This is a genomic window from Enterococcus lactis (genome assembly GCF_015751045.1).
GTDB lineage: Bacteria > Bacillota > Bacilli > Lactobacillales > Enterococcaceae > Enterococcus_B > Enterococcus_B lactis.
In genome coordinates this window covers 129,085-154,973 of the sequence record NZ_BNJW01000003.1, presented here as the reverse complement: position 1 = coordinate 154,973, position 25,889 = coordinate 129,085, and the positions used below count along the sequence as shown (strand labels likewise).

The following is a 25,889-nucleotide window of genomic DNA, read 5'->3' as shown; positions in this document are numbered from 1 at the left end:
AGACAAATTTTTTTGCTGTTTGGTTACTTTAAGTGCAAAATGTTCATTTGCTTTTTGAGGCACTATCCGTTGTTGAACTTCGGGTAGTGCCTCTTTTTTATCGAAAGGAATCAATCAGCTATGATTCCTTTATTTATCAATAGATTATAATTCATATTTTTTTATTTTTTCTTTTACGATACTTAGTCCAGAAGCTAAAATCTCAAGGTTGTTTGAAGATAGGGAAATACGAACGTATGCATCCGGTTGTGCTCGCGTAGTAAAGCGTCGGGAATGATAGAGTCGGATGCCGTTAGACAGAAAGTCATTCTCAATCCTCTTAGGATCAATCTCAGGATCAACTGGAAGAATTCGATAATAAGGAACACGATTCGTTGGTTTTTCTACTTTGAAAAGAGAATCAAAAAGCTGATTAGCTCTTTTCGTAAGATTTAATTTAGTTTCTAAGATTCTATTTGCTTCATTTGAATGGAGGATTTGAGTGATGACCTCCACATCTAATCCAGAAGTTTTCACATTTATATTAAAAATTGCTTGTTCTATCTTGCTTTGGACATGTACTGGAGCTACAAGATAAGCAACTCGCAATCCAGAACAAATAAATTTTGTCATTCCAGCTAAGTAGATTGTTTGGTTAGGTAACAATTTTTGGAAAGGAGGAATAATCTTATGTTGATAATAAGTTGTTAAAAAAGAATGGATATCATCTTCGATAACCCATAGACCTTCTTTTTCAATTACTTCGGCTAATTGCTCTCGTCTTTGGTGAGAGATTTGAAACCCTATAGGATTATTGCAAGAAGGCATAAGAAAGACACCATGGATCTTCTTTTTTCTACATTCCTGAATCAATATATCAGGTCGCATTCCTTGCTCGTCAAAATCAATTGGAACGATCTCTAAATGATATAATTGAGCCAATTCAATGAAATTAGCGTACGTATATCGGTCTGTTGCTATTCTATCACCTGGAGAGAAAAGTGCAGAAAGTGTGATAGCCAATCCATTTTGAACACCGGAAACAATAGACAGAGATTCTAAAGACGGAATGACTCCTTGAGTTTTTAACCAATTTGCTGCAGTAGTCAATTGAAAATTTGTGCCTTTGGGATCTTGGTAATTAAGCAAACCAACAAGATTTGGGTTATTACCAGTTGATTGAATAAACGGGACAACGAATTTATTACATTCTTCAAAAGAACTAACCAGACCAAAATCAATGATATGTTCGGTTACTTCATTGGTAGAGATGGTAATGGATTCAAAGACATTGGGAGAAATAAAAGTGCCACTTCCAATATTCGTATACAGCAAACCTTTCTCAATTCCGTATTTATAAGCCTTGCCAACGGTAGTAAAATTTAAATCTAAATAATCAGCTAGCTCTCTTTGGGAGGGTAACTGAGTGTTTTTCTGTAATTTATTCTTTAAAATATCTTGTTCTAATTGTTGAATCAACGATCGATAATAAGGACGCTTCAATTTTTGTTTGTCTGGCCGCCAAGTTAACGGGTAGTTGTCATAAGAATTAATAGGCATTTTCTCCACTCCTTAAAATTGTATACCATACAATTTTACCATTGATTGTATTGATTTTAGAAGTTAATCTTTTGTGAGGAGGGAATTGTCTATGAAAATTATTAATTTTGAGGAAGTAGTAGCTTCTTTTAGTTTTGAAGAAGCGATCCAAGTAATGAAAAAATGTTTCTTTGATTATGAAAGTGGTAAAATCAGCCAAAATCCTCGATTGGTGGAAATTTTACCGGACGGAAAAGACAAAAATGTGTTTGCGATGATGCCTGCCTATTTGGGAGAGAATAGATATTTTGGAACAAAAGTCATTACCGCTTTCTCGGATAATCATCAGTATCATTTACCTTCTCATTTAGGAGAGATTTTCTTGTTTGATGCTCAAAACGGACTACCCAGAGCATTGATAAACGCAAATGCAGTCACTTGGATTCGAACAGCTGCTGTATCTGCGCTAGCAACAGATTACTTAGCAGATCAGCATGCAGAAACACTTGCTTTAATTGGAGCTGGTCAACAAGCATTGTCGCATTTGGCTGCGATTTCTACCATTCGTCGCATCACTACAGTGTTTGTTTACGATATTTTAGAAGAAAGACGAAATGCTTTTATCGCTAATGCTAAAAATCAGTATCCTAAAATGACGTTTATAAATGCAATATCAGTAGAAGATGCAGTACGCTCAGCGGAAATCATTTGTACGTTGACCCCTAGTAAAGAGGCATTTCTTCAAAAAGAGTGGGTAAGGGAAGACGCACATATCAATGCTGTGGGCACGTTTACTCCTAATACAAGAGAGATAAGTACACCATTGATGGAAACTTCTCAAATCTATGTAGATGATTACTCAGCTGCCTTAACAGAAAGCGGAGACCTACTTATAGCCATGTCAGAAGGAGATTTAGAGGAATCTTGTATTGTTGGTACATTAGGCGAATTAGTTTCTGGGAAAAAAACATTTTACAAAGGAGAATCGAGTCCGACGATTTTCGACGCAGTTGGTCTAGCTGTTGAAGATCTTTGCTGTGCAGAATATATTTATAACAAATTAGAGAGAGGATCTTTAAAATGAACTTAGATTATTACGTAGTTGATGCATTTGCAGATGAGGTGTTCAAAGGAAATCCAGCAGCAGTGTATGTTCTAGAAGAATGGCTGCCAGAAGGTACGATGCAAAAAATTGCCATTGAAAACAATTTATCTGAAACAGCATTTACAGTGAAGAAAAATCAAGGATTTGAGCTTAGATGGTTTACGCCAGATCGAGAAATCGATCTTTGTGGTCACGCGACATTAGCAACAGCATTTGTTTTATTTAACTATTACAAAATACTTGATGAAACGATTAAATTTTCTACTCAAAGCGGTAATCTATTTGTGACAAGAATTGAAGATTATTATTGCATGGATTTTCCTAGTATTATGCCAAAAAAAGTACCAATATTGTCTGAATATGAAGAAGCGATAGGGGCTAAGATTAAAGAAGCCTACTTAGCACGTGATTTATTTTTCGTATTAGAAGATGAAAAAGCGGTGGCTAAATTGCAGCCAGATTTCACAAGTATCAAAAATTTTGATTTAGGAATAGGGGTCATCGTGACAGCAGAAAGTGTACAAGAAGACTTTGTTTCTAGAACCTTCTTTCCAAAATTAACAATCAATGAAGATCCAGTATGTGGATCAGCACATTCTAATCTTATTCCTTATTGGGCAAAAAGAATGAGTAAAACAAAATTGTCAGCTTACCAAATGTCATCAAGGGGCGGGTATCTAGAGTGTGAATTAAAAGAAGATCGTGTGATAATAGGAGGAAAAGCAGTTTTGTTTTCTAAGGGAACCTCGTTTATTTGATTTCTTTCAAATGAACTAAAAATAAATAAGTGTAGAGTGGCAGCCTTATAGCTACAATAGTTGTTAAAAAAAGACGCAAACTTTTTCAATTTAAAGAAAGTTTGCGTCTCATTTTAATTATTGGCGTTTGTTTTTTGTTCAATCAAGAGCAAAATGCCCCTACTAACTAGCCTCGGATGACTTCGATTTTATAACCATCAGGGTCAATGACAAAGTAGTAAGAAGGCGCAGTGCCAGGTAATCCTTTTAAGTCAGTAATTTCAAGACCTGCAGCTTTATGCTGTTCATGTAATTTTTCTAAATCATCAGCTGCAATAGCGATATGACCATAACCATTTCCTAAATCATAGGCACCATGATCGTAGTTATAAGTCAACTCCAATTCATAGTCATCCCCAGGAAGTGTCAAATAAACAAGTGTAAATTTGTTTTCTGGAAAATCACGGCGGCGGCTTTCTTCAAAACCAAATGCCTTTTGATAAAATTCGATTGATGCTTCAAGATCTTTCACTCGAACACATGTGTGAGCCATTTTCATAGATTCATCTCTCCCTTTCCTTTTATTTAATCATAACAAAAAGAAGTAAGGAAATAGTTGATTTGTGCTTGTTCATGAGAAATTTCTCATGTAAAATGGATAGAAAATAAAACTGTTAAGGTGGAAACTATTCATGGATAAACCAATTTTTGGTGAAAAAAAGCAATTTGCTGATTATCAAACCCGTTATGCAGCATATATCGTCATAGAAAGAGATCAGCAGATTGCAGTAATCGAGGCTCCAAATGGTGCTTTTTTTCTTCCTGGCGGGGAAATTGAAGGAGATGAGACGAAAGAACAAGCAATCGTTCGTGAGCTAGTAGAAGAAATGGGGATTGCGGCAGAAATTGCTTTCTATCTGGGAGAAGCAGATGAGTACTTTTACTCGAATTATCGTGCAACTTATTACTATAATCCAGGATATTTCTTTGCTGCTGATTCTTGGAAGCGTATAGGAGAACCCACAGAAAAGACCAATAAAATCTGGTGGGTCAGCCCCCAAGAAGCACTTGAAAAATTGAAACGTGGCAGCCATCGATGGGCAGTCGAGAGATGGGTCGAAAAAAATAAAAAATAAAAACTGAAAGAAAGCGAGTAGACCAGCTTTCTCTCAGTTTTTTATTTATTACAGAACGTATTTTTTGATTGCTTCAGCTACGCCGTGTTCGTCGTTCGATGAAGTGATGACATTTGCTGCTTCTTTGACAAGAGAAACGGCATTTCCCATAGCTACTCCTAGACCAGCATATTCAATCATGGATAAGTCGTTCTCGTTATCTCCGATAGCCATGATTTCATCTTGATCAATACCAAGATGCTGTCCGAGATTCGCAACTGCCGCACCTTTACTTGCTTCTTTATTTAGTACTTCAAAGTAATAGGGTGCACTTTTGACCGTTGTGTATTTATCACGGAAAGTTTGTGGTAAACGTGCAATTGCTGCGTCTAAAATTTCTGGTTCGTCGATCATCATCATTTTGACGATGTTCATGTCTGGTGTCATTTCTTCAGGTGTTCGATATTTTAGCGGCATCTTGACTAAGCTTGCTTCGTGGATCGTATAAGCGCTGATATCTCGATTAGGTGTGTAGATCGCTTTGTCATCAATCGAATGGAGATGACTGCCAACACGGCGTGCCATCACTTCGATCTCTAGAAAATCTTCATGAGTCAGACCGTGACGGGCAATGATTTTACCTGATTTTGTTTGTTGTACGAGTGCCCCATTATAAGTAATAACGTAATCATTATCTTGAAAAAGGTCCAGCTCATTTAACTGTTCTTGGACACCTGGTAAGGGGCGACCAGTACATAAAACGATTGAGACCCCTTTTGCAACAGCAGCGGCAATCGCTTCTTTTACTTCTTTTGTTACTTCTCTTTTCTCATTTAATAAAGTACCATCGATGTCGATAGCGACTAGTTTGATAGCCATAATTTCCTCCAATATATTTCAGTTTATTTCAATCAATGCGCCATTACGGATATGGCTGGCAAATTCTTGATAAGTTTCATCAAATAAATCATAATGATCACGCAAGGATGGGTCAACCATTTCTTTTGGAAAGAAAAATCGCTCATCTCCTTGTTCTTGTCCCGCTAAAGCGGCAACAAGCTGACTAACCTGTGATAATTCTATCAAAGTTCCGTCATTTCGCAAAATCTCGATTTGCGTACGATGTCTGCCTTGTTCTGGGCGATAAAAATCATAAGGCAGATCGTAGCTAGAGTTGACAGCAGTGTAATAAACAGGGTTATAGCCAACCTTTTCTACTAACAAAGTGAGTTTTTGAATCAAATTTGAATCTCGGTTGCCAGAAAAAGTGGCGGATTTCAGTGGTTTACGATTCAAAAAACGTTTAGCTAAATCATTTAAAATAGGATCAGCAGATTCAGACCATTGAGTAAAGTAAGTACCCAAGACCCCATCATCAAGTTTGAGGTATTCTTCTAAAGTAAAGCTTCCGTCAAGAAATGGCAAGAGTAGTTGAGAGTGTAGTTCAAAACTGCTGGCATCTTCTTGATACAACTCGTGCGCGCGATGAAGCAGATGCTCCAAGATCACTTCCATACCACGGGAAACAGGATGGAAGTACACTTGCACATACATTTGATATCGGCTAACGATATAATCTTCCACTGCATGCATGCCGCTCATGGAAAAGGCGATCCCGCCTTCATATGGACGAATCACACGTAATATTCGGGTAAGGTCAAATGTTCCATACTCCGTTCCGGTGAAATAAGCATCCCGAAGCAAATAGTCCATTCGATCTGCATCGATCTGGCTGGAAATCATTTGGACAACTTGCGGATTAGAGTAGGTTTTTTGGATCACGCTCGCTACTTTTTCAGGAAAACCTTCTTCTACTCGGTTAAGGATCTGATACACCTCTGTTTCTGGAGAAGTGATGATCTCTACAGTGATAGCCTCGTGATTCGTATGGAAGATGTGCTCGAATGTATGAGAGTAAGGACCGTGACCGACATCATGCAATAGTGCCGCACATAAAGTTACTAGCCGTTCCTGATCATCCCAGCCTCCGTTGCCTATCTTTTCTTTTGGAAAATTTCGAGAAAAGATATCGCAAATTCGTCTTGAAATCTCATAAACACCTAATGAATGGGTAAAACGGCTATGTTCTGCTCCGTGAAAAGTGAAAGAAGCAGTGCCTAATTGTTTGATTCGTCGCAGACGTTGGACTTCTTTCGAGTTGATCAAATCTAAGATTACTTGATGCTGGACATGGATATAGTTATGGACTGGGTCACGAAAAACTTTCTCCATAGGCAGCATTTGATATTTATAAGGGGTTGTCATATTGTAGCTCCTTTATGTTATTGCGTTGTTCCATTCTCTGGATTTGGTTGTTCCATTGCTCCAGCTGGATTTCTTTTTTTAGCCAGTCGGTAGAATCCAGTAAATCACTTGCAGAATACAGCTTTTCAAAAGCTTTTGCAAATGCTTCTTTGACTTCTTCTACGAGAAGGGGATAGTCAAGCAGTTCTTCAAGTGTTGCCATTGTGGCGGGATCGACTGCAGGATAGCCATTTGTACCAAAGCTTTCTTTTAAAGCAGATTGATAAAATCGTTTCATGACTTGCCCACGCTTTTCCTGATTACCGTTGACACTTAAGTACATCATAACAGAAATCCCATTTTTGATGCGACGCTGAGCGATGCCGGCAAATTTTTTGCCATGGATGCTTAAATCATAAGTTCCAGGACAATAAGAATGGGTGATTTCGAATGCTTGAATCGGTGCCTTCGGAAAGGCGTATTTAGTCAATCGGAGCATTTGCTCGTAAGCTCCATCGATGGTTATTTTTTTTTGGTCATTCTGGGGGAAAATCAAAGAAATATTCAAAATCCCTTCGTCTGATACGATTCCTAATCCACCTGAGTTTCTGATTACCGGAGCATAACCTGCATCTTTCAGTGTTTGGATCCCGTCTCTAAGAAAAGGTGTCCGAACATCTTTCATACCTAAGATGACGGTGCAGTCATATTGCCAGAAATGCAAAAAGATCTGCTGGTGTTCTTTGGAATATTCCGTTAATATATCTGTTAATGCGAAAGGGGAAAAGTCGTTTTTTTGATAAATGTGCTGATCTAGTCGAATCGCAGGGTTCATTCAACCGGCTCCTTTTTATAAATTCATATTTTCTACAATATTATACTCTAAATTCAAGGAGTTGTTTTGGAAAAAAGGTTTTCTGTAAAAATGGACAAGTTGGTTGACAAAACAAAAGAAACTAGGAACAATGTAGCTATGAGAAGTAAAGGAGAATGAAGAATGGAATTATCACAAGGAACACCGATTTCGATCAAATTGCGTACAAAAGTGAAACAACAAGGGGAAGTGCAAGATTTTTATTTGGATTTGAAAGGGCAAATGGTAACGATTGGCGATACGCTGTACATACGGTATAAAGAGATGCAGGAGGAAACAGGCGATGAAATCCCTGTAACGATCAAATTAGTTCCAGATGGTCATGTACAGCTGATTCGTGCAGGAGAAATGCGAATGCGTTTGAAATTTGGTTATAAAGAACGGTTAGAAACAGCCTACCGAACACCATACGGTATGATTCAGATTGCTACCTTTACGAAAGAACTGCATGTAAGTTTGAAAGACCGTCCCACAGCAGGAAAGGTTCGGATCGATTATGATTTGTTCATGGGACTAGAAAAAATCGGCGAATATTATTTGACATTGGATTTTACAGCGTAAATATAAAAGAAAAGTTTGATTTTTTGTGTCTGATTTTGTATGATAAGGAGTAGACTGTGAAAGGACGTGTCCTGATTGGAAATTAGTGTATTTGAAGGTGCAAACAAAAGCGAATTATCAATGATCGAAGTAGCACACGCGATCTTAGAACAACGTGGCGATGTCATGGATTTTTCTGATTTAGCCAACCAAATCCAAAACTATCTTGGTAAATCAGACAGTGAAATTCGTGATTCACTCGCACAATTTTATACTGACTTGAATATTGACGGCAGCTTTATCTCATTAGGGGATAATCGTTGGGGCTTGCGTTCATGGTATGCTATCGATTCGATCGATGAAGAAGTAAACCATGGAATGGACGAAGAGGATGAAGATACTCCGCGTCGCCGTAAACGCAAGAAAGTCAACGCCTTTATCAATGATGATGAAGACGCGATCGATTACAATGACGATGACCCAGAAGATACAGATCTGACAGAAGAAGACGACGATGATCTGTTTGATGACGATGATGATGAAGATGAAGAAATCGCTGCTTATAATTCTGACTTGCAAGAAATTGGAGCAGATGACCCAACAGATGATGAAGAAGACTTGCCTGGGAATATCGAAGAAGATTTAAGTATCATAGACGAAGACGATGATGATGAAGACTATGAAGAGGAAGAATTTTCTGACTCTGAAAAAGAATAAACATCATTTACTGTAGAGGCTGTGACGGAAGTGGTCAACTTCAAGAAATTTCCACTTATTTCCGAAGAAGCTACTTCTAGAACACCGTGTATCAGAGGTTGCAACAGAGACGTTGAAGCTATCAGAATAAGAAGGTGTGACATGATTTTTGTCACACCTTCTTTTTTGTATATAAAAATTCAAAGTAAATACATAAAAAATAAAATAATTGAAACTTTTAGCGTACCTTGTACGTCATATTAAGTGAGGCGGAAAGGAGTGGAGAATGATTTTTACTGGATATAAGAAAAAACGGCAGATTGAAAAATACCGTCACCTGCTGAATGGACTCATCGAAACTGATTATCAAAAAATGTTCCGTATCACGATGAATTACGTACATGATAAAGAAGAGGCCTTAGATGTGATGCAAGATAGTTTCCATAAAGCACTGAAGTATTTTGAAAAAGAAAAAGAAATCGAGCATTTTAGTGCATGGTTTTACCGGATATTGATCCGCACGGCATTAGATAGTTGGCGCAGACAAAAAAGGACACCTGTTGACTTATTTGAAATTCAAGATATCCCGCAGCAATTACCTTTAGAAACTTCCGTTGCAGAACTTCATATGATTTTAGATAAAATAGACAGTCCGGAAAAAGAGATTCTGATCCTTTACTTTTTTGAAGGATTTCGTTTGAAAGAAATTGCGACTATCTTAGATATGAACGAAAACACAGTTAAAACAAAAATGTATCGTTCACTGAATGTTTTACGTCAAATCCTAGAATGAAGGAGAGAAGACCGCTATGTATTCTCAAAAAGAAAAGTTAAAAAAACTAAAGAAAACTTATAAAGAACAAGAAATTCCAAGAGGGCTTCAAGAGGAGATCCGCCAGCGTTTTCTTATCGAAGAGCAATCATTCATAAAAGCAAGACGGAGAAAGAGACGCCTCCAAGGGTTCGGAGTATCTTTGGCTATCGTGATGATTACAACAAGTAGTCTCCTTTTTAATAGTCAAGTTCGAAGCTTTGCAGAAGACTTGCCAATTTTAGGATCAGTCATTGAATTGATCTTAGGTGAACGTTTTACTGATCAATCTGAAAAAATAGATATTCAAGTACCGAAGATCCATACTCAAAATGAGAAAGAAAACAAAACGATTCATGGATTAAACCAAAAATACTTTCACGAAGGACAAGCAGATTTTAAAAAAGCTGAAAAAGAATACGGAAATCTTGAAACGGATCATTACCAAGTTCTGGGTGATTATCAGAAAATCGTAGACGATGACCGGTTTCTTGTGATCGAAAGACAGATTACCCAAACAGCAGCGGATAGCCACGTTGAAAAAAGATACGACACGATCGACAAGAAAAACAGTGTCCAGCTCTCACTTCCGCTGTTATTCAAAGATGACACCTATTTATCTGTTTTGACAAAAGAAGTCAAGCGGCAAATGGCCGAACAAGTCAAGGAAGATCCGTCTAAGTACTATTGGACTGAACAAGATATTCAAGAAGGAACGATAGAAAAACCAACACTTGTTACACCAACACGAAGTTTTTATTTGAATAAAGAACATCAATTAGTTCTAACTTTTTCTCAATATGAAATTGCTCCTGGTTATATGGGAACACCAGAATTTGTCATTCCCAAGTCCGTGACAAAAACGATTTTGGCATCGGAAGATTATCTGGATCATTAGGCGAGAAGTAGTTGCGACTAGCAGTTTCAATTCTTTACAGTTATTTTCAAGTAAGTAATTAAGAAGAGAAAAAGAGAAAGAAGAGATATAGTGAAAAGAAATTATTTAGTTATCAGTATCATTGCTTTATCCGTGCTTTTATTTTTCGAAGTCACTTCGGTTGCCTCCTTGATCAGCGAAGAGAAAGGACAAGTAACTTCTTCGGAGCGTTCGTCACAAGCTTTCAAACAATCAGAACAATCAACGAATAAAAACAAGTCGACTGAAACAGCTAGCGTCAACGAATCCACTCAAGAATCAGTGAAATCAACACAAAGTCAATCAACTGAACCAGAACCAACACAAGAAAGTACAGAAGCTGTCCAAGATCCGACTGTCAAAAGTATTGCCATCAGTTTTGATGATGGACCAGGAGCGACTACGACACCACAGCTTTTGCAAATACTTAAAGAAAAAAACGTGCATGCTACTTTTTTTGTTTTAGGAGAAAATACGGCGCAACATCCTGAAATTGTGAAGCAGACAGCTGAAGCAGGACACGAGATCGGCAATCACACGTATGATCATCAGGATCTGGCGACGCTTTCTGCCCAGTCGATTACGGAGGAAGTGACAAAAACAGACACTGAGATCAAAAAAGCCACTGGCAAAACCTCCCCTTTCGTTCGTCCGCCCTATGGTTCGATCACAAGTGTAGGAGCAAGTGTTATCCAGCGGCCAATCATCGAATGGTCGGTCGATTCAGAAGATTGGAAGACAAGAAATCCTGATTTGATTTTACAGAAGATCCAAGCAACAGTATACGATGGTGCAATTATTTTATTCCATGATATTTATCCTGAAACGATTCGTGCCGTTCCTCAAGTGATCGATTATCTGCAAGAGCAAGGGTACCGCATTACGACAGTGGGGGATTTATTAGGACATCCAACGACTGTCGAGAACTATTATGGCAGAAACGATCATCGGCCAGTCCAGTAAGTGAAAACAAGTATACTTATAATAAAAAACTGTCCGCCAATTTTTTTGGTGGACAGTTTTCACTTGAAAAATAAAGAAGCAAACATTCGGAAGTTATGCTAAAATGGCAATAGAACGCGTCCTGAGGGAATCGAACCCCCGTCTCAAGAACCGGAATCTTACGTGATATCCACTACACTAAGGACGCAAGCACTGGGATAATTGTAACTAAACAGATAAAAAATTACAAGGGGATTGGACAAAAAAATGAAATTTGAGCAAAATTTTTCACAAAAACAGCAGCAGACACAGAAACTAGCCATGACGCAACAGTTGCAGCAGTCCATCCAAGTTTTACAATATAACAGTGAAGAGCTGTTGGCATTCGTTGAGAACCAAGCAATGGAAAATCCATTGGTGGAAGTTGTTGAGCCGGAATGGCAGCCAGATTACATAAAAGCTTCTTCATCTTCTTATGAAGGAGAAGAGACAAATTACCTAAATCAGATTCCTGATACAAAAGGGTCTTTATTTGATTCATTGATCGAACAAGTCCATTTGAATTATCGAGATACTTTTTTAAGGAAAATCGTTCTTTATCTTGTAGAATACATCGATTTGAACGGATTTTTGACGATTAGTTTAGAGGAAGCTGGAAAAGAGATCGGAGCGACGCCTATTCAAATGCTCGATGCATTGACACTGATCCAGCAATTAGAACCAGCTGGAGTAGGTGCACGTAGTTTGCAAGAATGTCTCATGCTTCAAACGGAACGGGATGATTATGCGCCGGAACTAGCCTACATCGTGCTAGAAGAATGTTTTGAGCAATTGGTGGAGCGAAAATGGAAAGAGATTGCGCAGCGTTTTTCTGTTGATTTACACGCTGTTCAGCAAATATTCGACTATTTGCAAACATTGAGCCCAAGTCCAGGACGAATTTTCGACCGTAGTAGCGAATTGTACATTATTCCTGATGTCCGGGTATTAGTGGACGATGGAAATGTACAAGTCATCTCAAACCGAAAAAACCAACCGAATATCCGATTCCAAGAGACCTACTTCAAGCAAATGTCACAACAAGCAGATAAAGAAACTGAAAATTATTTAAAAGAACGGAAACAGGAATTCGAATGGTTGAAGAAAACGATCCTCCAACGCGGGGATACAATTTTGCGGGTTGCTCAAGTCATTGTTTCTCGGCAAAAAGCTTTCTTTATCGACAAGGAGCGGCCCATCAAACCTCTTACGTTAAAGGAAGTTGCGACCGAGATAAATGTGCATGAATCTACGGTCAGTCGAGCAGTCAACGGGAAATATTTGGAAACAGATTTCGGTGTATTTGAGTTAAAGAAATTTTTCACTGCAAGAATCCCTACTAACGGTGCAGAACAGACAGAAGATCTTTCGGCAGATACTGCGAAGAAAAAGTTGCAGGAATTAGTTGATCAAGAAGACAAAAGCAAGCCGTTGTCGGACCAGAAATTGGTTGAATTGCTGAAAAAAGATGAGATAGCGATTTCAAGACGGACAGTAGCAAAATACCGTGATTTATTAGGAATCCCGAGTTCATCAAAAAGAAAACGTTATGATAATTAATCATCCAAAAGATCAGAAAAAGTATTTTACTTTTTCTGATCTTTTTAGTTGAAAAACGAAAGCAAAACTGTTAGACTAACAGTCGTGAGGTTGAGATTTCCCTTTATTGATGTGAAATTCGAAAAGTTAATTTCTTTTTTTTATCGTATATGGGTCGTTTTAAGTCTACATTGGACGCAAAGTGTCCAACTAAGGAGATCGCTATGCTAGATGAAATAAAAATGATTGAATCTGTTGCACCAGATATTATCGAAGTGTTGCAAGAACGCTATAAAATTTTACGAAATATCTATTGGATGCAGCCGATTGGACGTCGAAGTTTATCAGAAAGTATGGGGATAACAGAACGAGTATTGCGAACAGAAACAGACCTTTTGAAAAATCTGAATTTGATCGATACCTCAAAAAGCGGTATGACGCTGACAACTAAGGGTGAAGAAGTTTATCAAAGTCTTGAAAACTTCATGGATCAGCTTTTAGGTACGCATCAAACCGAACAACAGTTGGCAGAATATTTTGGTAATCAGCGCTGTATCGTTGTTTCAGGAAACAGCGAAGAGCAAACCAAAGTGGCTGATGCATTCGGCGAAGCGCTGAGTGAAGCCTTAGACCGACTGCTTCCGGAAGGCGAGAATATCATCGCTGTGATGGGAGGAACCACCATGGCAGTTGTAGCAGAACAGTTGTCTAATCTGGAAAATAAAAAACGGCATAACCTATTTGTCCCTGCAAGAGGCGGGATCGGTGAAGCGATAACTGTACAGGCAAATTCTGTCAGTGCAAGAATGGCTGCCAAAGCAAACGGAAACCACCGTGCACTTTATGTTCCGGAGCAATTAAGTCTGGCAACTTACAATTCTTTACTCAATGAGCCATCTATCCAAGAAGTCTTAAACTTGATTAGTGAGGCGAATTGTGTTATTCATAGTATTGGGCGTGCATTACACATGGCAGCACGTCGAAAGATGACTGAAAAAGAATTAGTCATGCTGAAACAAGCAAATGCTGTAGCGGAATCCTTTGGCTACTTTTTCAATGAAAAAGGCGAAGTTGTTTATAAGGTCCCTAGGATCGGCATAGAATTGCAAGATTTGGCGAAAGTCCCAATCATCATGGCGATAGCGGGCGGAAAATCAAAAGCCAAAGCAATTCGAGCTTATATGAAAAATGCACCAAAACAAACGTGGCTCATCACTGATGAAGCTGCTGCAAACGAGATTTTAAAAGGGGTAACCCTTTAAAATAAATATTTTTTTGATTTTCATAAGGAGGAAATCTTAAATGACAGTTAAAGTAGGTATTAATGGTTTTGGACGTATTGGACGTCTAGCATTCCGTCGTATCCAAGATGTAGATGGAATCGAAGTAGTAGCAATTAACGACTTGACAGATGCTAAAATGTTGGCACACTTGTTAAAATACGACACAACTCAAGGACGTTTCAACGGAACAGTTGAAGTTCATGAAGGTTCATTCAACGTAAACGGAAAAGAAGTTAAAGTATTAGCTAACCGCAACCCAGAAGAATTACCATGGGGCGAACTAGGCGTAGATATCGTTCTAGAATGTACTGGTTTCTTCACTTCTAAATCAGCAGCTGAAAAACATTTGACAGCTGGTGCTAAACGCGTTGTTATCTCTGCTCCTGGCGGAAACGATGTTCCAACAATCGTTTATAACACAAACCACGAAACATTAACTGGTAAAGAAACAGTTATCTCAGGTGCTTCATGTACAACTAACTGTTTAGCTCCTATGGCTAAAACATTGAACGACAAATTTGGTGTTGTTGAAGGATTAATGACAACTATCCACGCTTACACAGGTGACCAAATGACTCTAGACGGACCTCATCCTAAAGGTGACTTCCGCCGTGCACGCGCTGCTGCTGCAAACATCGTTCCTAACTCAACAGGTGCTGCTAAAGCTATCGGTTTAGTAATCCCTGAATTGAACGGTAAATTAGACGGAGCTGCTCAACGTGTTCCTGTACCAACAGGTTCATTAACAGAATTAGTAACAGTTCTTGAAAAAGAAGTAACTGTTGACGAAATCAACGCAGCAATGAAAGAAGCTTCAAACGAATCTTACGGATACAACACAGACGAAATCGTTTCTTCAGATATCGTTGGTATGACTTACGGTTCATTATTTGATGCTACACAAACTAAAGTAATGACAGTTGGCGACAAACAATTAGTTAAAACTGTTGCTTGGTACGACAACGAAATGTCATACACTGCACAATTAGTACGTACTTTAGAATACTTCGCTAACTTATAAGATAGACAAACGTACAAGTGTAAATGATAGACATGTACATTTAAAAGCGGGGAAGCAATCGCGCTTCTTCCGCTTTTTTTGATAATAAGTTTATTCAGGAGGAAATAAAATGGCTAAGAAAACAGTGAAAGATATCGATTTAAAAGACAAAAAAGTTCTTGTCCGTGTTGACTTCAATGTTCCTTTGAAAGACGGCGTGATCACTGACGACACTCGTATCAAAGCAGCATTGCCAACAATCAACTACGTTTTAGAACAAGGCGGAAAAGCAATCCTTTTCTCTCACCTTGGACGTGTAAAAACAGAAGAAGATAAAGAAGGAAAATCTTTAGCTCCAGTTGCAAAACGTCTAGGCGAATTATTAGGTAAAGAAGTAACATTCGTACCTGAAACTCGCGGAGAACAATTAGAAGAAGCAATCCGCAACATGAAAGATGGCGACGTTGTCGTATTTGAAAACACACGTTTTGAAGATGTTGATGGTAAAAAAGAAAGCAAAAACGATACAGAGCTAGGTAAATACTGGGCTTCATTAGGTGATGTATTTGTTAACGATGCTTTCGGTACAGCTCACCGTGCGCATGCTTCTAACGTAGGTATCGCTTCAACTGGTATCCCAACAGTTGCTGGATTCTTGATGGAAAAAGAAATCAAGTTCATCGGTGAAGCAGTAGAAGAACCAAAACGCCCAATGATCGCAATCCTTGGTGGCGCAAAAGTTTCTGATAAAATCGGCGTAATCGAAAACTTGATTCCTAAAGCAGACAAAATCTTGATTGGTGGCGGAATGACTTACACATTCTACGAAGCAAAAGGAATCAAGATCGGTAACTCTCTAGTAGAAGCTGACAAAGTAGAACTAGCAAAAGAATTGATCGAAAAAGCAGGCGACAAACTTGTCTTGCCAATCGACAATGTCTGTGCACCAGAATTTTCAAATGATGTAGAAACACAAGTAATCGAAGGAGACATTCCTGACGGTTTGATGGCTTTAGACATCGGCCCAGCATCAGTAAAATTATTTGCTGATACATTACAAGGTGCAAAAACAGTTGTTTGGAACGGACCTATGGGTGTATTTGAAATGAGTAACTTTGCTAAAGGTACAATCGGTGTTTGTGAAGCAATCGCTAACTTAGAAGGCGCAACAACAATCATCGGCGGCGGAGACTCAGCTGCAGCAGCAGAACAATTAGGTTTTGCTGACAAATTCACACACATCTCAACAGGTGGCGGCGCAAGCTTGGAATTGCTTGAAGGTAAAGAATTACCAGGACTAGCAGCAATCAACGATAAATAAACAGCCAAGTTTGCTCTATTCTGACGAGTGATCGATCAAAAGGTGAAAGGAGTTTTCATGACTCCCTAGCCATTTTTCAATAAATTAAGGAGTGTGTTCCTCAATGCGTAAACCTATTATCGCAGGTAACTGGAAAATGAACAAAACTGCATCCGAAGCAAAAGAATTTGCTGAAGCAGTAAAAAACAAAATCCCTTCAAATGACAAGGTTGATTCAGTCATCGGATCTCCTGCATTATTCTTACAAGAATTAATGACATCAGCTGAAGGTACAGAACTAAAAATCTCAGCACAAAACTGCTACTGGGAAAACTCAGGTGCGTTCACTGGTGAAACTTCACCAGCAGCTCTTGCTGATCTAGGTGTTCACTATGTGATCATCGGACATTCAGAACGTCGTGAATATTTCCATGAAACAGACGAAGACATCAATAAAAAAGCAAAAGCTATCTTTGCAAACGGTATGACACCAATCTTATGCTGTGGCGAATCTTTAGAAACATATGAAGCAGGCAAAACTGCTGAATGGATCGAAGGACAAATTACAGCTGGTTTAGCTGATCTTTCAGCTGAGCAAGTGTCAAACATGGTGATTGCTTATGAACCAATCTGGGCAATCGGTACTGGTAAATCAGCTGACGCACAAATCGCTGACGAAATTTGTGGTGTTGTACGTCAAACAGTTGAAAAACTTTATGGAAAAGAAGTATCAGAAGCTGTTCGTATCCAATACGGCGGTTCTGTAAAACCAGAAAATATTGCTGAATACATGGCAAAAGAAAATGTTGACGGTGCTTTAGTCGGCGGCGCAAGCTTGCAAGCAGATTCATTCTTGTCATTGTTAGACGCTGTAAAATAATTGATGAAAATTTGCGAAAAATGCAAGAAATGTTTGCACTAATGAGCAAAATTAACTAAAATCGTATATGAGGGAAATCCCTTAGGAAAAAACAAACTCAAAGGAGAGACAAAACATGTCAATTATTACTGATGTTTACGCTCGCGAGATCTTAGACTCACGTGGTAACCCAACAATCGAAGTAGAAGTATACACAGAAAGCGGAGCTTTTGGCCGCGGAATGGTTCCTTCAGGTGCTTCAACTGGTGAATACGAAGCAGTTGAATTACGTGACGGAGACAAAGCTCGTTATGGCGGTAAAGGTGTAACTAAAGCTGTCGACAACGTAAACAACATCATTGCTGAAGCAATCATTGGCTACGATGTTCGTGACCAAATGGCTATCGACAAAGCTATGATCGCTTTAGACGGAACTCCTAACAAAGGTAAATTAGGTGCGAACGCTATTTTAGGTGTTTCTATCGCTGTTGCACGTGCAGCTGCTGACTACCTAGAAGTACCTTTATACCACTACCTAGGCGGATTCAACACGAAAGTATTGCCAACACCAATGATGAACATCATCAACGGCGGATCACATGCTGATAACTCAATCGACTTCCAAGAATTCATGATCATGCCTGTTGGCGCTCCAACATTCAAAGAAGCTCTACGTATGGGTGCTGAAGTATTCCACGCATTAGCTTCAATCTTGAAAGCTCGCGGATTAGCAACTTCTGTTGGTGACGAAGGTGGATTTGCTCCAAACCTTGGTTCAAACGAAGAAGGTTTCGAAGTAATCATCGAAGCAATCGAAAAAGCTGGCTATGTACCTGGTAAAGACGTTGTTCTTGCTATGGATGCTGCTTCTTCAGAATTCTACGACAAAGAAAAAGGCGTTTACGTACTAGCTGACTCAGGCGAAGGCGAAAAAACAACTGACGAAATGATCAAATTCTACGAAGAATTAGTTTCTAAATATCCAATCATCTCAATCGAAGACGGATTAGACGAAAACGACTGGGACGGATTCAAGAAATTAACTGACGTATTAGGCGACAAAGTTCAATTAGTTGGTGACGACTTGTTCGTAACAAACACTCAAAAATTATCTGAAGGTATCGAAAAAGGAATTGCTAACTCAATCCTTATCAAAGTGAACCAAATCGGTACATTAACAGAAACTTTCGAAGCTATCGAAATGGCTAAAGAAGCTGGCTACACAGCAGTTGTATCTCACCGTTCTGGTGAAACAGAAGATTCAACAATCTCTGATATCGCTGTTGCAACAAACGCTGGTCAAATCAAAACAGGTTCTCTATCACGTACTGACCGTATTGCTAAATACAATCAATTACTACGTATCGAAGACCAACTTGGTGAAGTTGCAGAATACAAAGGTTTGAAATCTTTCTACAACTTGAAAAACAAATAATTCTTTTCTAATGAAGATACATGATCGACCGATTGAAAGATAGACGAGCATGATCACTTAGTTAAGTAATCAGACTCTCTACCTGCTGATTTCAGCAAGTAGAGAGTTTTTTTGTTGTGAAAATCATTTGATGAATAAATCTCTTTTTTAAGAACAGAAAAATCGGGAGAGTACATAAATTATTATAATACAACTGTTTATTTATATATATCATATAAACCCTATTATATAAATATCCGTATTTATTAAAAATAACTCATAATTTTATTTTTGTAACTGGCTTCTGTATATAATATTTACAAATATCGATACGAGACAATCGTATCGAAAAAAGTCAGTTATCAAGAGATAACATCGTATAGGACCTTTTAAGGATAGAACAATAAGAGAGGAGGAAGCAGTCTTCGTTTCATTCATATCCTTTTACGCTCGGATAGGATGATTCTCTTCAAAAAGGGGTTGGCAATCTTCCTCTTTCGATAAAAATCATTTGAACAGGGAGACAGAAAAATGAAAAAATTTAGATAATTACAATGATAAAAATTATAAATATGGGATAACTACAAATATTTTTGGGATGGATCCGACTTACTGTTCTAAAATCGTCTGGCAAGCTTATTGGTATGCTTCGGCTGCCGTGCAAGTAGGAGGGATGTATCAGCCGCTTATTGCTTTGCCATACGATCTTCCTGATTATTTTGATGAAAGAGCGATCCATATCTTAACATGGGAGAATTGATGATGAGAAGGAGGATTTCTAAAAAAAGAAATTACTGTTCTAAGATTTTTATTTCGATAGGTTTACTGTTAGGGGGTACATGGCTCTATCAATTTCCAATCAAGAAACATATAGCTACACGAGCACTGTATCAATTATTAGAGGAGGAATACCAATTAACCGATTATGATATTTTTATTTCAAGAGTGGTGAAAGATACGAAAAGTGGTAGAGGCGGTGTCAGTATTTTTTTCATGGTAAGGAATAGTGTGTATGTGTATGAATATGACTACTCTCTTGAAGAAAATAATTGGCTACGTGGTTATTACGTAAGTAGGAGTAGCTATAGATCATGTGATACTCTTATTTTCAACGATGAGGAATAAAATGATTTGACTATAGAAGAACAGTTCAACGAAGTAGCTTCTCTTGTTTTTTTACTTGGTTGGATTTACTAGCGTAGAGGCAAGAATTGGAAAGCCATTTACTTGGAAAAGGGGAATGTGACGCTGCTTTTGTCACGCCCTTTTTTCTGTGGCCTCTCTTATTTGTAAATCTAGGTGCACTCCAATACAATAAAAGAAACAGCAAAGGAGAAGATTAGATGAAAAAAGAAGAAAAAATTGCGATTTTACAAGAGATCATCCGAATAAAATCAGTGAATGGGAACGAAGGCGAAGTAGCAGCTTATTTGAATAAGATTTTGGAAAAACATGGCATAATAGGTGAAATCGTTTCTTACAGTAATGGTAGAGATAATCTGATTGCTCAATTCCAAAAAGGGCAATCAGGAAAAGTGTTAGGCCTATCTGGTCATATGGATGTCGTGGCGGCGGGGAATGAATCGTCTTGGACCTATGCGCCCTTTGCAGCAGAAATCCATGGGAATCGTTTGTATGGACGTGGTGCTACAGATATGAAGAGTGGCTTGGCGGCGATGGTGATTGCCATGATCGAGCTCAAAGAGTCAGGAAAACCATTTAACGGAACAGTCAAATTATTAGCCACTGTCGGAGAAGAAGTGGGTGAATTAGGTGGGGAACAGCTCACGAAAGCAGGCTATGTGGATGACTTAGATGCCTTGATCATCGGAGAGCCAACTAATTACAGTTTGATGTACACACACATGGGATCAATCAACTATACGGTCATCTCGCACGGAAAAGAAGCGCATAGCTCTATGCCAGACCAAGGCTATAATGCGATCAATCATCTAAATGAATTCATTACGAAAGCAAATGCTGAAATGAATTACCTCGCTGAAACAATCGAGAATCCCGTCTTAGGAAAAACAATCCATAATGTCACGTTGATCAGCGGCGGCAATCAAGTAAACAGCATTCCGAGCCACGCGCAGCTTCAAGGGAATATCCGATCGATTCCTGAATATCCAAATGATAAAATCATTACATTACTGCAATCAATCGTCAAGGAATTGAATCAAGAGACAGACTACCATTTGGAATTGACGATCGATTACAACAAAATACCTGTCAAAGCTGATCCAGATTCTCCTTTGATTCATTGCATTCAGCAACAATTCAGTCAGCCATTACCTTTAGTTGGAGCGGCAGCAACCACAGATGCAGCCGAATTTACAAAAGCTGACCACTCCTTCGATTTTGTCGTCTTTGGGCCTGGTGTCGTTACTTTGCCTCATCAAGTAGATGAGTATGTCGAGCTCGATAATTATTTAGATATGATCGAAAAATATCAAGCCATTATTTTATCTTACTTAGCGTAAGTTTTTTTAATCGATGAAAAATAGAGCCAGATGAGCAACTTTTTGCTCATTTGGCTCTGTTTGTTCATCCTATTTTTTTCTTGGAATATATCAAGCGCTGCGGCAACATAGTGATGACTAATGTAACAACGACGATAGATAGCAGACGGTCAAGGTAGTCTGTGCCCGCCTGTACCAAGATCACACTGATGGTTTGATCGAAACCTAACCCATGTAACAATTGGACGATCATGCTAGATCCTGAGGAAGTGATTCCGCCAAATAACTGAACGGTAATGATCGAAGAGACAATCGTTCCAGGTACAGACAAAATCAAAGCGAGTAATAAGAGTTTCAAACGTTTTTTATCTTTGTTGAGATACCTTGGTAAAATCAATCCAGCCAACAAACCTGTGAGGATTTGGATCGGTGAATAATACAGTGAAAAAATATCTGTAGTCACCCCGCTTAATACCCCACTGGATAGTCCTGTCAACATTCCTGGTATGGGACCAAGTAACGCGCCAGCAAAAATCGTTCCAATAGAGTCTAGATAGATTGGCAAACGAAGCCATAAAGCAATCGTTCCTCCAACATAATTGATCCCAATACACAAAGCCATCATTGTAAGTACGCGAGTTGCCATCTTGTTTTTATTCATTTTGTCAGCCCATCTTTAACCTTTCCAAATCTTTCATAATCGTTTCTTCTTGTGCATTTAAAAGAACGGTTAAAAACTTTTGGAAAAAAAGAAGAGTATCTACTTTTGTCATAATTTTACTGTTAGCAGGTTTCTGCCAAAATTCATAACGGTCAACCAATGTTTGTCCACGACTTAGTCCTTCAGTTTCTACAGCAGTGAAGCTTTTAAAGCCTTCACAGATGGACTCATCGATAAAATAAGCAACAGCTAACGGATCATTGATGACACACCCCAAGATTCTTTCTTGTTTCCAGTGAAAGTCAAAATAAAAACGAGTGATCGTTTTTAGATACTCTCCCACTTCAGGATTCATTTGGCAGCAATATTCAAGGATAGTCGGTGTCAAGACGATTTCTCTTGTCACATCTAACCCAACCATTTCTATCGGTTGTTTGAGCTTCTCGAATACATAAGAAGCTGCTTCAGGATCACACCAGTAATTGTATTCAGCAACTGGTGAACAGTTACCATGGCTTTTGTAAGTTCCGCCCATTGAGACAAAACGATCCATATGTTTTCCAACAGATGGGTTGTTTTTCAAAGCAGAAGCGATATTGGTCAAAGGACCCAAAGCAATGACTGATGTATCTGTTTTTTCTTTGAAATAATCAGCCAGAAAATCAACTGCATGGAGCGATTCTGCCTGTTTTGCTAAGACCATCGGGAAATTTGTGTCCCCTAATCCATCCAACCCATGAGTGTCTTGCGCACTAATGAAAGGTTGCTTCAAAGGTTTTTCCATTCCTTGATAAACAGGAATATCTAAACGATCACAGCGTTCCAAACATTTCAGCACATTCTGCGTACCGATATCTACAGGGACATTCCCGCAAACAACGGTAATAGCAACTACTTCGATATCAGGGGATTTGACAGCTAGTGATAAAGCTAAAGTGTCGTCGATCCCTGGATCGCAATCAATAATTACTTTTCGCATTATTTCCAATCTCCTTTCTTTAGAGATACTTAGTTTTTTATTCTGGGAAGTTTCCGAACCAGTCCAAGACGAGCGTCTTGTTTATAATGCACGAAATTAGTATACTGGCTTTTATTGTGAATGTAAATGCTCTCTTACAAGTAAATCTATTGAGAAGAACTTTAAGTAAATGATACAATGAAAAGGAAATGGAATTTACGTGTGCCGAAGAAAAAGAATCCTATTGATCGGTATATTGTATAATAAATAGATTATAGTTTGGCAGAAAGCGGCGGGTGTACGATGGTTATTTTTTATTTCATTCTTATTCTGATAATTATAGGAATCAGTTACCATTTTCTTTCTTATTTTTATGCAAAGAAATTAGTAAGAGCGGGAGTTCAGAGAGGCTATGACTGGTATGAAGACACTGGGCACCGCTTGATGGATCCTGCTGCAGTCACGTCAGTAGAAAAAAAGCGACAAAAATTAGAAGAAGAGTGTGAAAGCTTCTGGGAACAAGGAATACCGAAAACGATCAAAAGCTATGACGGGTTGAAACTAGCTGGACAGATGTTCATCCAACCAACTCAGCAGAATAAATGGGTCATTTGTGTACATGATTATCGAAGTACAGGGAAAAGAGATATGTCTCATATAGGTAAAAGATATGCAGAGAAAGGATTCAACGTTCTTATACCCGATTTACGTGCGCATGGAGAAAGTGAAGGAGAAATCATCGGAATGGGATGGCTAGACCGGCTAGATTTAATTGCATGGATCCAACTCATCTTAGATGAACAACCAGATGCATCCATTATTTTGCACGGGGGTTCAATGGGCGCTTCTACAATTATGATGGCAAGTGGTGAAAAGCTTCCATCTGCAGTCAAAGGATTTATCTTAGACAGCGGATATGTTTCTGTTTATGCGGAATTTCGGTACATGTTAAGTAAAATCACGGTCTTTCCTAAAAAAATGATCATGAGATATGCGAATCACTATGCTCAGAAATACGCAGGTTATTCTTTAAAGCAAGCATCAGCTACAAGACAGCTTGGTAGTAACCATTTGCCTTTGTTAGTCATCCATGGTGAAAGAGATCATTTTGTTCCTACAGAAGCAGCATACACGATTCAAAACGCTACGGCAGGGGATAAAGCATTACTGCTTGTTCCAGAAGCAGAACATTTGGAAGCATCGATGAAAGATCCGAAGACCTATTGGACAGTGATTTTTTCATTTATTGAACAAAGAATAACGATGGATTGATTTCCTCTTCCTTTTTGTAAGCAATCCGAGGATAAATAATTGTTTATAGACCAGGAGACTGTTAAAATAAGGTAGGAATAAAAAAATATCAGTTATTTGAGGAGTGCGGCATATGGAAATCAAAGAGGAAAAAAATCGTCTTGCTTTATTCAATGATGAGCAACAAGAAATCGGAGAAATGACATGGTCGGATGCGGGGCCAGACATCATGATCATTGACCATACATTTGTCGATCCAGCATATCGTGGTCAAAAATTAGCTGAAAAGCTAGTGTATACTGGAGTAGAACTAGCAAGACGTGAAGGGAAAAAGATCATCCCTTTATGCCCTTACGCAAAAAAAGAGTTTGAGAAGAAACCAGAATATCATGACGTCTTACGCCAATCATAATAATAACAGCTGAAAGTTTTGCACTTTCAGCTGTTTTTCCATTTATATAGAGTTGTCACGGAGTTTTATCTATGATAAAGTTAAAGAGACGATATCTTTTGGGAAGGAGGCTGCTATATGTATAATTTAATTTTGGGAATCGTGATCGTTTTATCAATTGTTATGGTCATTGCGATTATGATGCAGCCAAGCAAGCAAAATAGTGCAGCGAGTGCATTTACCGGCGGTGCGGATCAACTATTCGGCAAACAAAAAGCTCGCGGCTTTGAAGCTGTCATGCAGCGATCAACTGCAGTCATGGGAGCTGTCTGGATGATCTTATTATTTGTCCTAGCATTTTTATCTTCGAAGTAGTCGAATAAGCCTCTCGCACAACGGCGGGCGGCTTTTTTTATTGCAAAGAGAACGCTTAAGAAGAAGTTATGAAAGAAACTATGGTAAAATGAGGCGAAAGAGGTGAAACGAGTGAAACAATTACCAAAACCCCTTTATGCAAAACATGGAAAACGAGCAGTTTTGCTGCTTCATGCGTATTCAGGAAGTCCAAATGATGTCCGGATGCTCGCACGGTTTTTAGAAAAAGCAGATTATACAGTCTATGCGCCGCTATTTAAAGGACATGGAACGATGGAGCCATATGATATCTTGCAAGAAAAAGCAGAAATCTGGTGGGCAGATACTAAAAAAGCCATCCATTTTTTACAGTCTGAACAGTTTTCTGATATTGCCGTATTGGGACTATCGATGGGTGGCATCTTTGCTGTACGGGCACTAGAAGAAGAATCAGTAATTGGCGGCGGTTTTTTCTGTTCGCCCCTGTCTCCTGTAAAAACAAACGTGCCTGAAAATTTTGAAAAATATGTACGTCAAGTGCTGAAGATAGCAGGCAAATCTGAAAAAGAAATCAATGAAAAAGCAGTGTCTTATCGCTCGTTAGCTGAACATCAATTAATGGATATACAAGACCAAGCAGCAATCGCAGAAAGTAGACTATCAGATATCCAACAGCCGATATTTTTAGCTCAAGCTGGGAAAGATGAAATGATTGACCCAAATGGTGTATTTGAAACGGCACGCAAATTGAGCCGCCAACGGGTGACACTTCAATGGTATCCTGAAAGCGGTCATGTGATTACAGTTGGCACAGCAAGACGCGAATTAGAAAAAGACGTGTTGGAATTTTTAGAAAAATTACCTTGGAATGAGGAATAAA

At 38.7% G+C, this 25,889-nt stretch carries 27 protein-coding genes, 1 tRNA gene, 1 pseudogene and 1 riboswitch; of the genes and pseudogenes, 21 read left to right on the top strand and 8 right to left on the bottom strand.

What is annotated here, in order from left to right; genetic code table 11:
- Positions 1-144: 144 nt before the first annotated feature.
- Positions 145-1,539 (bottom strand): aminotransferase-like domain-containing protein, encoded by a 1,395-nt coding sequence (locus KFO35_RS02705; protein WP_002334871.1) that lies wholly within the window; start codon positions 1,537-1,539, stop codon positions 145-147.
- A 91-nt stretch (positions 1,540-1,630) separates the two neighbouring features.
- Here KFO35_RS02705 and KFO35_RS02700 point away from each other — a divergent pair, with 91 nt between their 5' ends.
- Together KFO35_RS02700 and KFO35_RS02695 are read left to right on the top strand one after the other, a co-directional pair.
- The gene (locus KFO35_RS02700) at positions 1,631-2,602 is read left to right on the top strand and encodes an ornithine cyclodeaminase family protein (RefSeq protein ID WP_002314658.1); all 972 of its coding nucleotides are present in this window, start codon (positions 1,631-1,633) and stop codon (positions 2,600-2,602) included.
- On the top strand, positions 2,599-3,381 hold the full coding sequence (locus KFO35_RS02695; protein WP_002292837.1) for a PhzF family phenazine biosynthesis protein: 783 nt from the start codon (positions 2,599-2,601) through the stop codon (positions 3,379-3,381). Before KFO35_RS02700 ends, KFO35_RS02695 begins: the two co-directional genes overlap by 4 nt.
- A gap of 166 nt (positions 3,382-3,547) precedes the next feature.
- Here KFO35_RS02695 and gloA read toward each other — a convergent pair whose 3' ends face one another.
- On the bottom strand, positions 3,548-3,919 hold the full coding sequence (gloA, locus tag KFO35_RS02690; protein ID WP_002308538.1) for a lactoylglutathione lyase: 372 nt from the start codon (positions 3,917-3,919) through the stop codon (positions 3,548-3,550).
- Between the two features lie 133 nt (positions 3,920-4,052).
- Between gloA and KFO35_RS02685 the strand changes: the two genes are divergently transcribed.
- The gene (locus KFO35_RS02685) at positions 4,053-4,496 is read left to right on the top strand and encodes an NUDIX hydrolase (protein ID WP_002314659.1); all 444 of its coding nucleotides are present in this window, start codon (positions 4,053-4,055) and stop codon (positions 4,494-4,496) included.
- 48 nt (positions 4,497-4,544) lie between these two features.
- On the opposite strand, the gene yidA is transcribed toward KFO35_RS02685, so the two are convergent.
- Genes yidA through KFO35_RS02670 form a run of 3 tightly spaced genes read right to left on the bottom strand, consistent with a single transcriptional unit; the run spans position 4,545 to position 7,554 of the window.
- Entirely contained in the window at positions 4,545-5,354 is an 810-nt protein-coding gene (gene yidA / locus KFO35_RS02680) for a sugar-phosphatase (protein ID WP_002292832.1), read from the bottom strand.
- Between the two features lie 18 nt (positions 5,355-5,372).
- Positions 5,373-6,740, bottom strand: a complete 1,368-nt coding sequence (locus KFO35_RS02675; protein ID WP_002308544.1) for an HD domain-containing protein — start codon at positions 6,738-6,740, stop codon at positions 5,373-5,375.
- Entirely contained in the window at positions 6,724-7,554 is an 831-nt protein-coding gene (locus tag KFO35_RS02670) for a lipoate--protein ligase family protein (RefSeq protein WP_002342855.1), read from the bottom strand. The genes KFO35_RS02675 and KFO35_RS02670 overlap by 17 nt, the downstream gene beginning before the upstream one ends.
- A gap of 162 nt (positions 7,555-7,716) precedes the next feature.
- On the opposite strand from KFO35_RS02670, the gene KFO35_RS02665 reads away from it, so the two are divergent.
- The 5 genes from KFO35_RS02665 (at position 7,717) to KFO35_RS02645 (ending at position 11,519) form a co-directional block, all read left to right on the top strand.
- The gene (locus tag KFO35_RS02665) at positions 7,717-8,154 is read left to right on the top strand and encodes a YwiB family protein (RefSeq protein ID WP_156272067.1); all 438 of its coding nucleotides are present in this window, start codon (positions 7,717-7,719) and stop codon (positions 8,152-8,154) included.
- Positions 8,155-8,229: 75 nt separating this feature from the next.
- On the top strand, positions 8,230-8,850 hold the full coding sequence (gene rpoE, locus KFO35_RS02660) for a DNA-directed RNA polymerase subunit delta (RefSeq protein WP_002292825.1): 621 nt from the start codon (positions 8,230-8,232) through the stop codon (positions 8,848-8,850).
- 265 nt (positions 8,851-9,115) lie between these two features.
- Positions 9,116-9,622: an RNA polymerase sigma factor gene (locus KFO35_RS02655; RefSeq protein ID WP_002292824.1), complete on the top strand. Its 507-nt coding sequence runs from the start codon at positions 9,116-9,118 to the stop codon at positions 9,620-9,622.
- 16 nt (positions 9,623-9,638) lie between these two features.
- The gene (locus tag KFO35_RS02650; protein ID WP_002292823.1) at positions 9,639-10,538 is read left to right on the top strand and encodes an RsiV family protein; all 900 of its coding nucleotides are present in this window, start codon (positions 9,639-9,641) and stop codon (positions 10,536-10,538) included.
- 90 nt (positions 10,539-10,628) lie between these two features.
- A complete protein-coding gene (locus KFO35_RS02645; RefSeq protein WP_070873138.1) occupies positions 10,629-11,519 on the top strand; it encodes a polysaccharide deacetylase family protein in 891 nt (296 codons plus the stop codon).
- A 115-nt stretch (positions 11,520-11,634) separates the two neighbouring features.
- Here KFO35_RS02645 and KFO35_RS02640 read toward each other — a convergent pair.
- Positions 11,635-11,706, bottom strand: a tRNA-Arg gene (locus tag KFO35_RS02640).
- Between the two features lie 59 nt (positions 11,707-11,765).
- Between KFO35_RS02640 and rpoN the strand changes: the two genes are divergently transcribed.
- The 9 genes and pseudogenes from rpoN (at position 11,766) to KFO35_RS02595 (ending at position 21,415) form a co-directional block, all read left to right on the top strand.
- Entirely contained in the window at positions 11,766-13,097 is a 1,332-nt protein-coding gene (rpoN, locus tag KFO35_RS02635; protein WP_002346069.1) for an RNA polymerase factor sigma-54, read from the top strand.
- A gap of 149 nt (positions 13,098-13,246) precedes the next feature.
- On the top strand, positions 13,247-14,338 hold the full coding sequence (locus tag KFO35_RS02630) for a sugar-binding transcriptional regulator (protein ID WP_002316430.1): 1,092 nt from the start codon (positions 13,247-13,249) through the stop codon (positions 14,336-14,338).
- A 40-nt stretch (positions 14,339-14,378) separates the two neighbouring features.
- Positions 14,379-15,380: a type I glyceraldehyde-3-phosphate dehydrogenase gene (gap, locus tag KFO35_RS02625; RefSeq protein ID WP_002292818.1), complete on the top strand. Its 1,002-nt coding sequence runs from the start codon at positions 14,379-14,381 to the stop codon at positions 15,378-15,380.
- A gap of 109 nt (positions 15,381-15,489) precedes the next feature.
- Complete coding sequence (locus tag KFO35_RS02620) at positions 15,490-16,680, top strand: phosphoglycerate kinase (RefSeq protein WP_002292817.1); 1,191 nt, start codon at positions 15,490-15,492, stop codon at positions 16,678-16,680.
- Between the two features lie 103 nt (positions 16,681-16,783).
- Entirely contained in the window at positions 16,784-17,539 is a 756-nt protein-coding gene (tpiA, locus tag KFO35_RS02615) for a triose-phosphate isomerase (protein WP_002292815.1), read from the top strand.
- A 115-nt stretch (positions 17,540-17,654) separates the two neighbouring features.
- Positions 17,655-18,953: a phosphopyruvate hydratase gene (eno, locus tag KFO35_RS02610; RefSeq protein WP_002292812.1), complete on the top strand. Its 1,299-nt coding sequence runs from the start codon at positions 17,655-17,657 to the stop codon at positions 18,951-18,953.
- A gap of 535 nt (positions 18,954-19,488) precedes the next feature.
- Positions 19,489-19,692 (top strand): annotated as a pseudogene (locus KFO35_RS02605) (hypothetical protein); the annotation flags it as partial.
- Positions 19,693-19,694: 2 nt separating this feature from the next.
- Complete coding sequence (locus KFO35_RS02600; protein ID WP_002346068.1) at positions 19,695-20,057, top strand: hypothetical protein; 363 nt, start codon at positions 19,695-19,697, stop codon at positions 20,055-20,057.
- A gap of 218 nt (positions 20,058-20,275) precedes the next feature.
- Positions 20,276-21,415 carry an ArgE/DapE family deacylase gene (locus KFO35_RS02595; protein WP_002313485.1) on the top strand — a complete coding sequence of 380 codons (1,140 nt, stop codon included), beginning with the start codon at positions 20,276-20,278 and terminating at the stop codon, positions 21,413-21,415.
- Positions 21,416-21,479: 64 nt separating this feature from the next.
- Here the strand turns inward: KFO35_RS02595 and KFO35_RS02590 are convergent, their stop codons facing one another.
- The gene (locus KFO35_RS02590) at positions 21,480-22,055 is read right to left on the bottom strand and encodes an ECF transporter S component (protein WP_070873136.1); all 576 of its coding nucleotides are present in this window, start codon (positions 22,053-22,055) and stop codon (positions 21,480-21,482) included.
- A 4-nt stretch (positions 22,056-22,059) separates the two neighbouring features.
- Positions 22,060-23,034 (bottom strand): nucleoside hydrolase, encoded by a 975-nt coding sequence (locus tag KFO35_RS02585; protein ID WP_070704333.1) that lies wholly within the window; start codon positions 23,032-23,034, stop codon positions 22,060-22,062.
- A gap of 23 nt (positions 23,035-23,057) precedes the next feature.
- Positions 23,058-23,102, bottom strand: a riboswitch (PreQ1 riboswitch).
- Between the two features lie 214 nt (positions 23,103-23,316).
- On the opposite strand from KFO35_RS02585, the gene KFO35_RS02580 reads away from it, so the two are divergent.
- The 4 genes from KFO35_RS02580 to KFO35_RS02565 all read left to right on the top strand — a co-directional run bounded on the left by KFO35_RS02580 (position 23,317) and on the right by KFO35_RS02565 (position 25,888).
- Positions 23,317-24,285, top strand: a complete 969-nt coding sequence (locus KFO35_RS02580) for an alpha/beta hydrolase (RefSeq protein WP_002292805.1) — start codon at positions 23,317-23,319, stop codon at positions 24,283-24,285.
- Between the two features lie 112 nt (positions 24,286-24,397).
- On the top strand, positions 24,398-24,676 hold the full coding sequence (locus tag KFO35_RS02575) for a GNAT family N-acetyltransferase (RefSeq protein WP_002300467.1): 279 nt from the start codon (positions 24,398-24,400) through the stop codon (positions 24,674-24,676).
- A 117-nt stretch (positions 24,677-24,793) separates the two neighbouring features.
- Positions 24,794-25,030 carry a preprotein translocase subunit SecG gene (gene secG, locus KFO35_RS02570; RefSeq protein ID WP_002292802.1) on the top strand — a complete coding sequence of 79 codons (237 nt, stop codon included), beginning with the start codon at positions 24,794-24,796 and terminating at the stop codon, positions 25,028-25,030.
- Between the two features lie 102 nt (positions 25,031-25,132).
- Positions 25,133-25,888 (top strand): alpha/beta hydrolase, encoded by a 756-nt coding sequence (locus tag KFO35_RS02565; protein ID WP_002308573.1) that lies wholly within the window; start codon positions 25,133-25,135, stop codon positions 25,886-25,888.
- The last annotated feature ends 1 nt before the right edge of the window (position 25,889 follow it).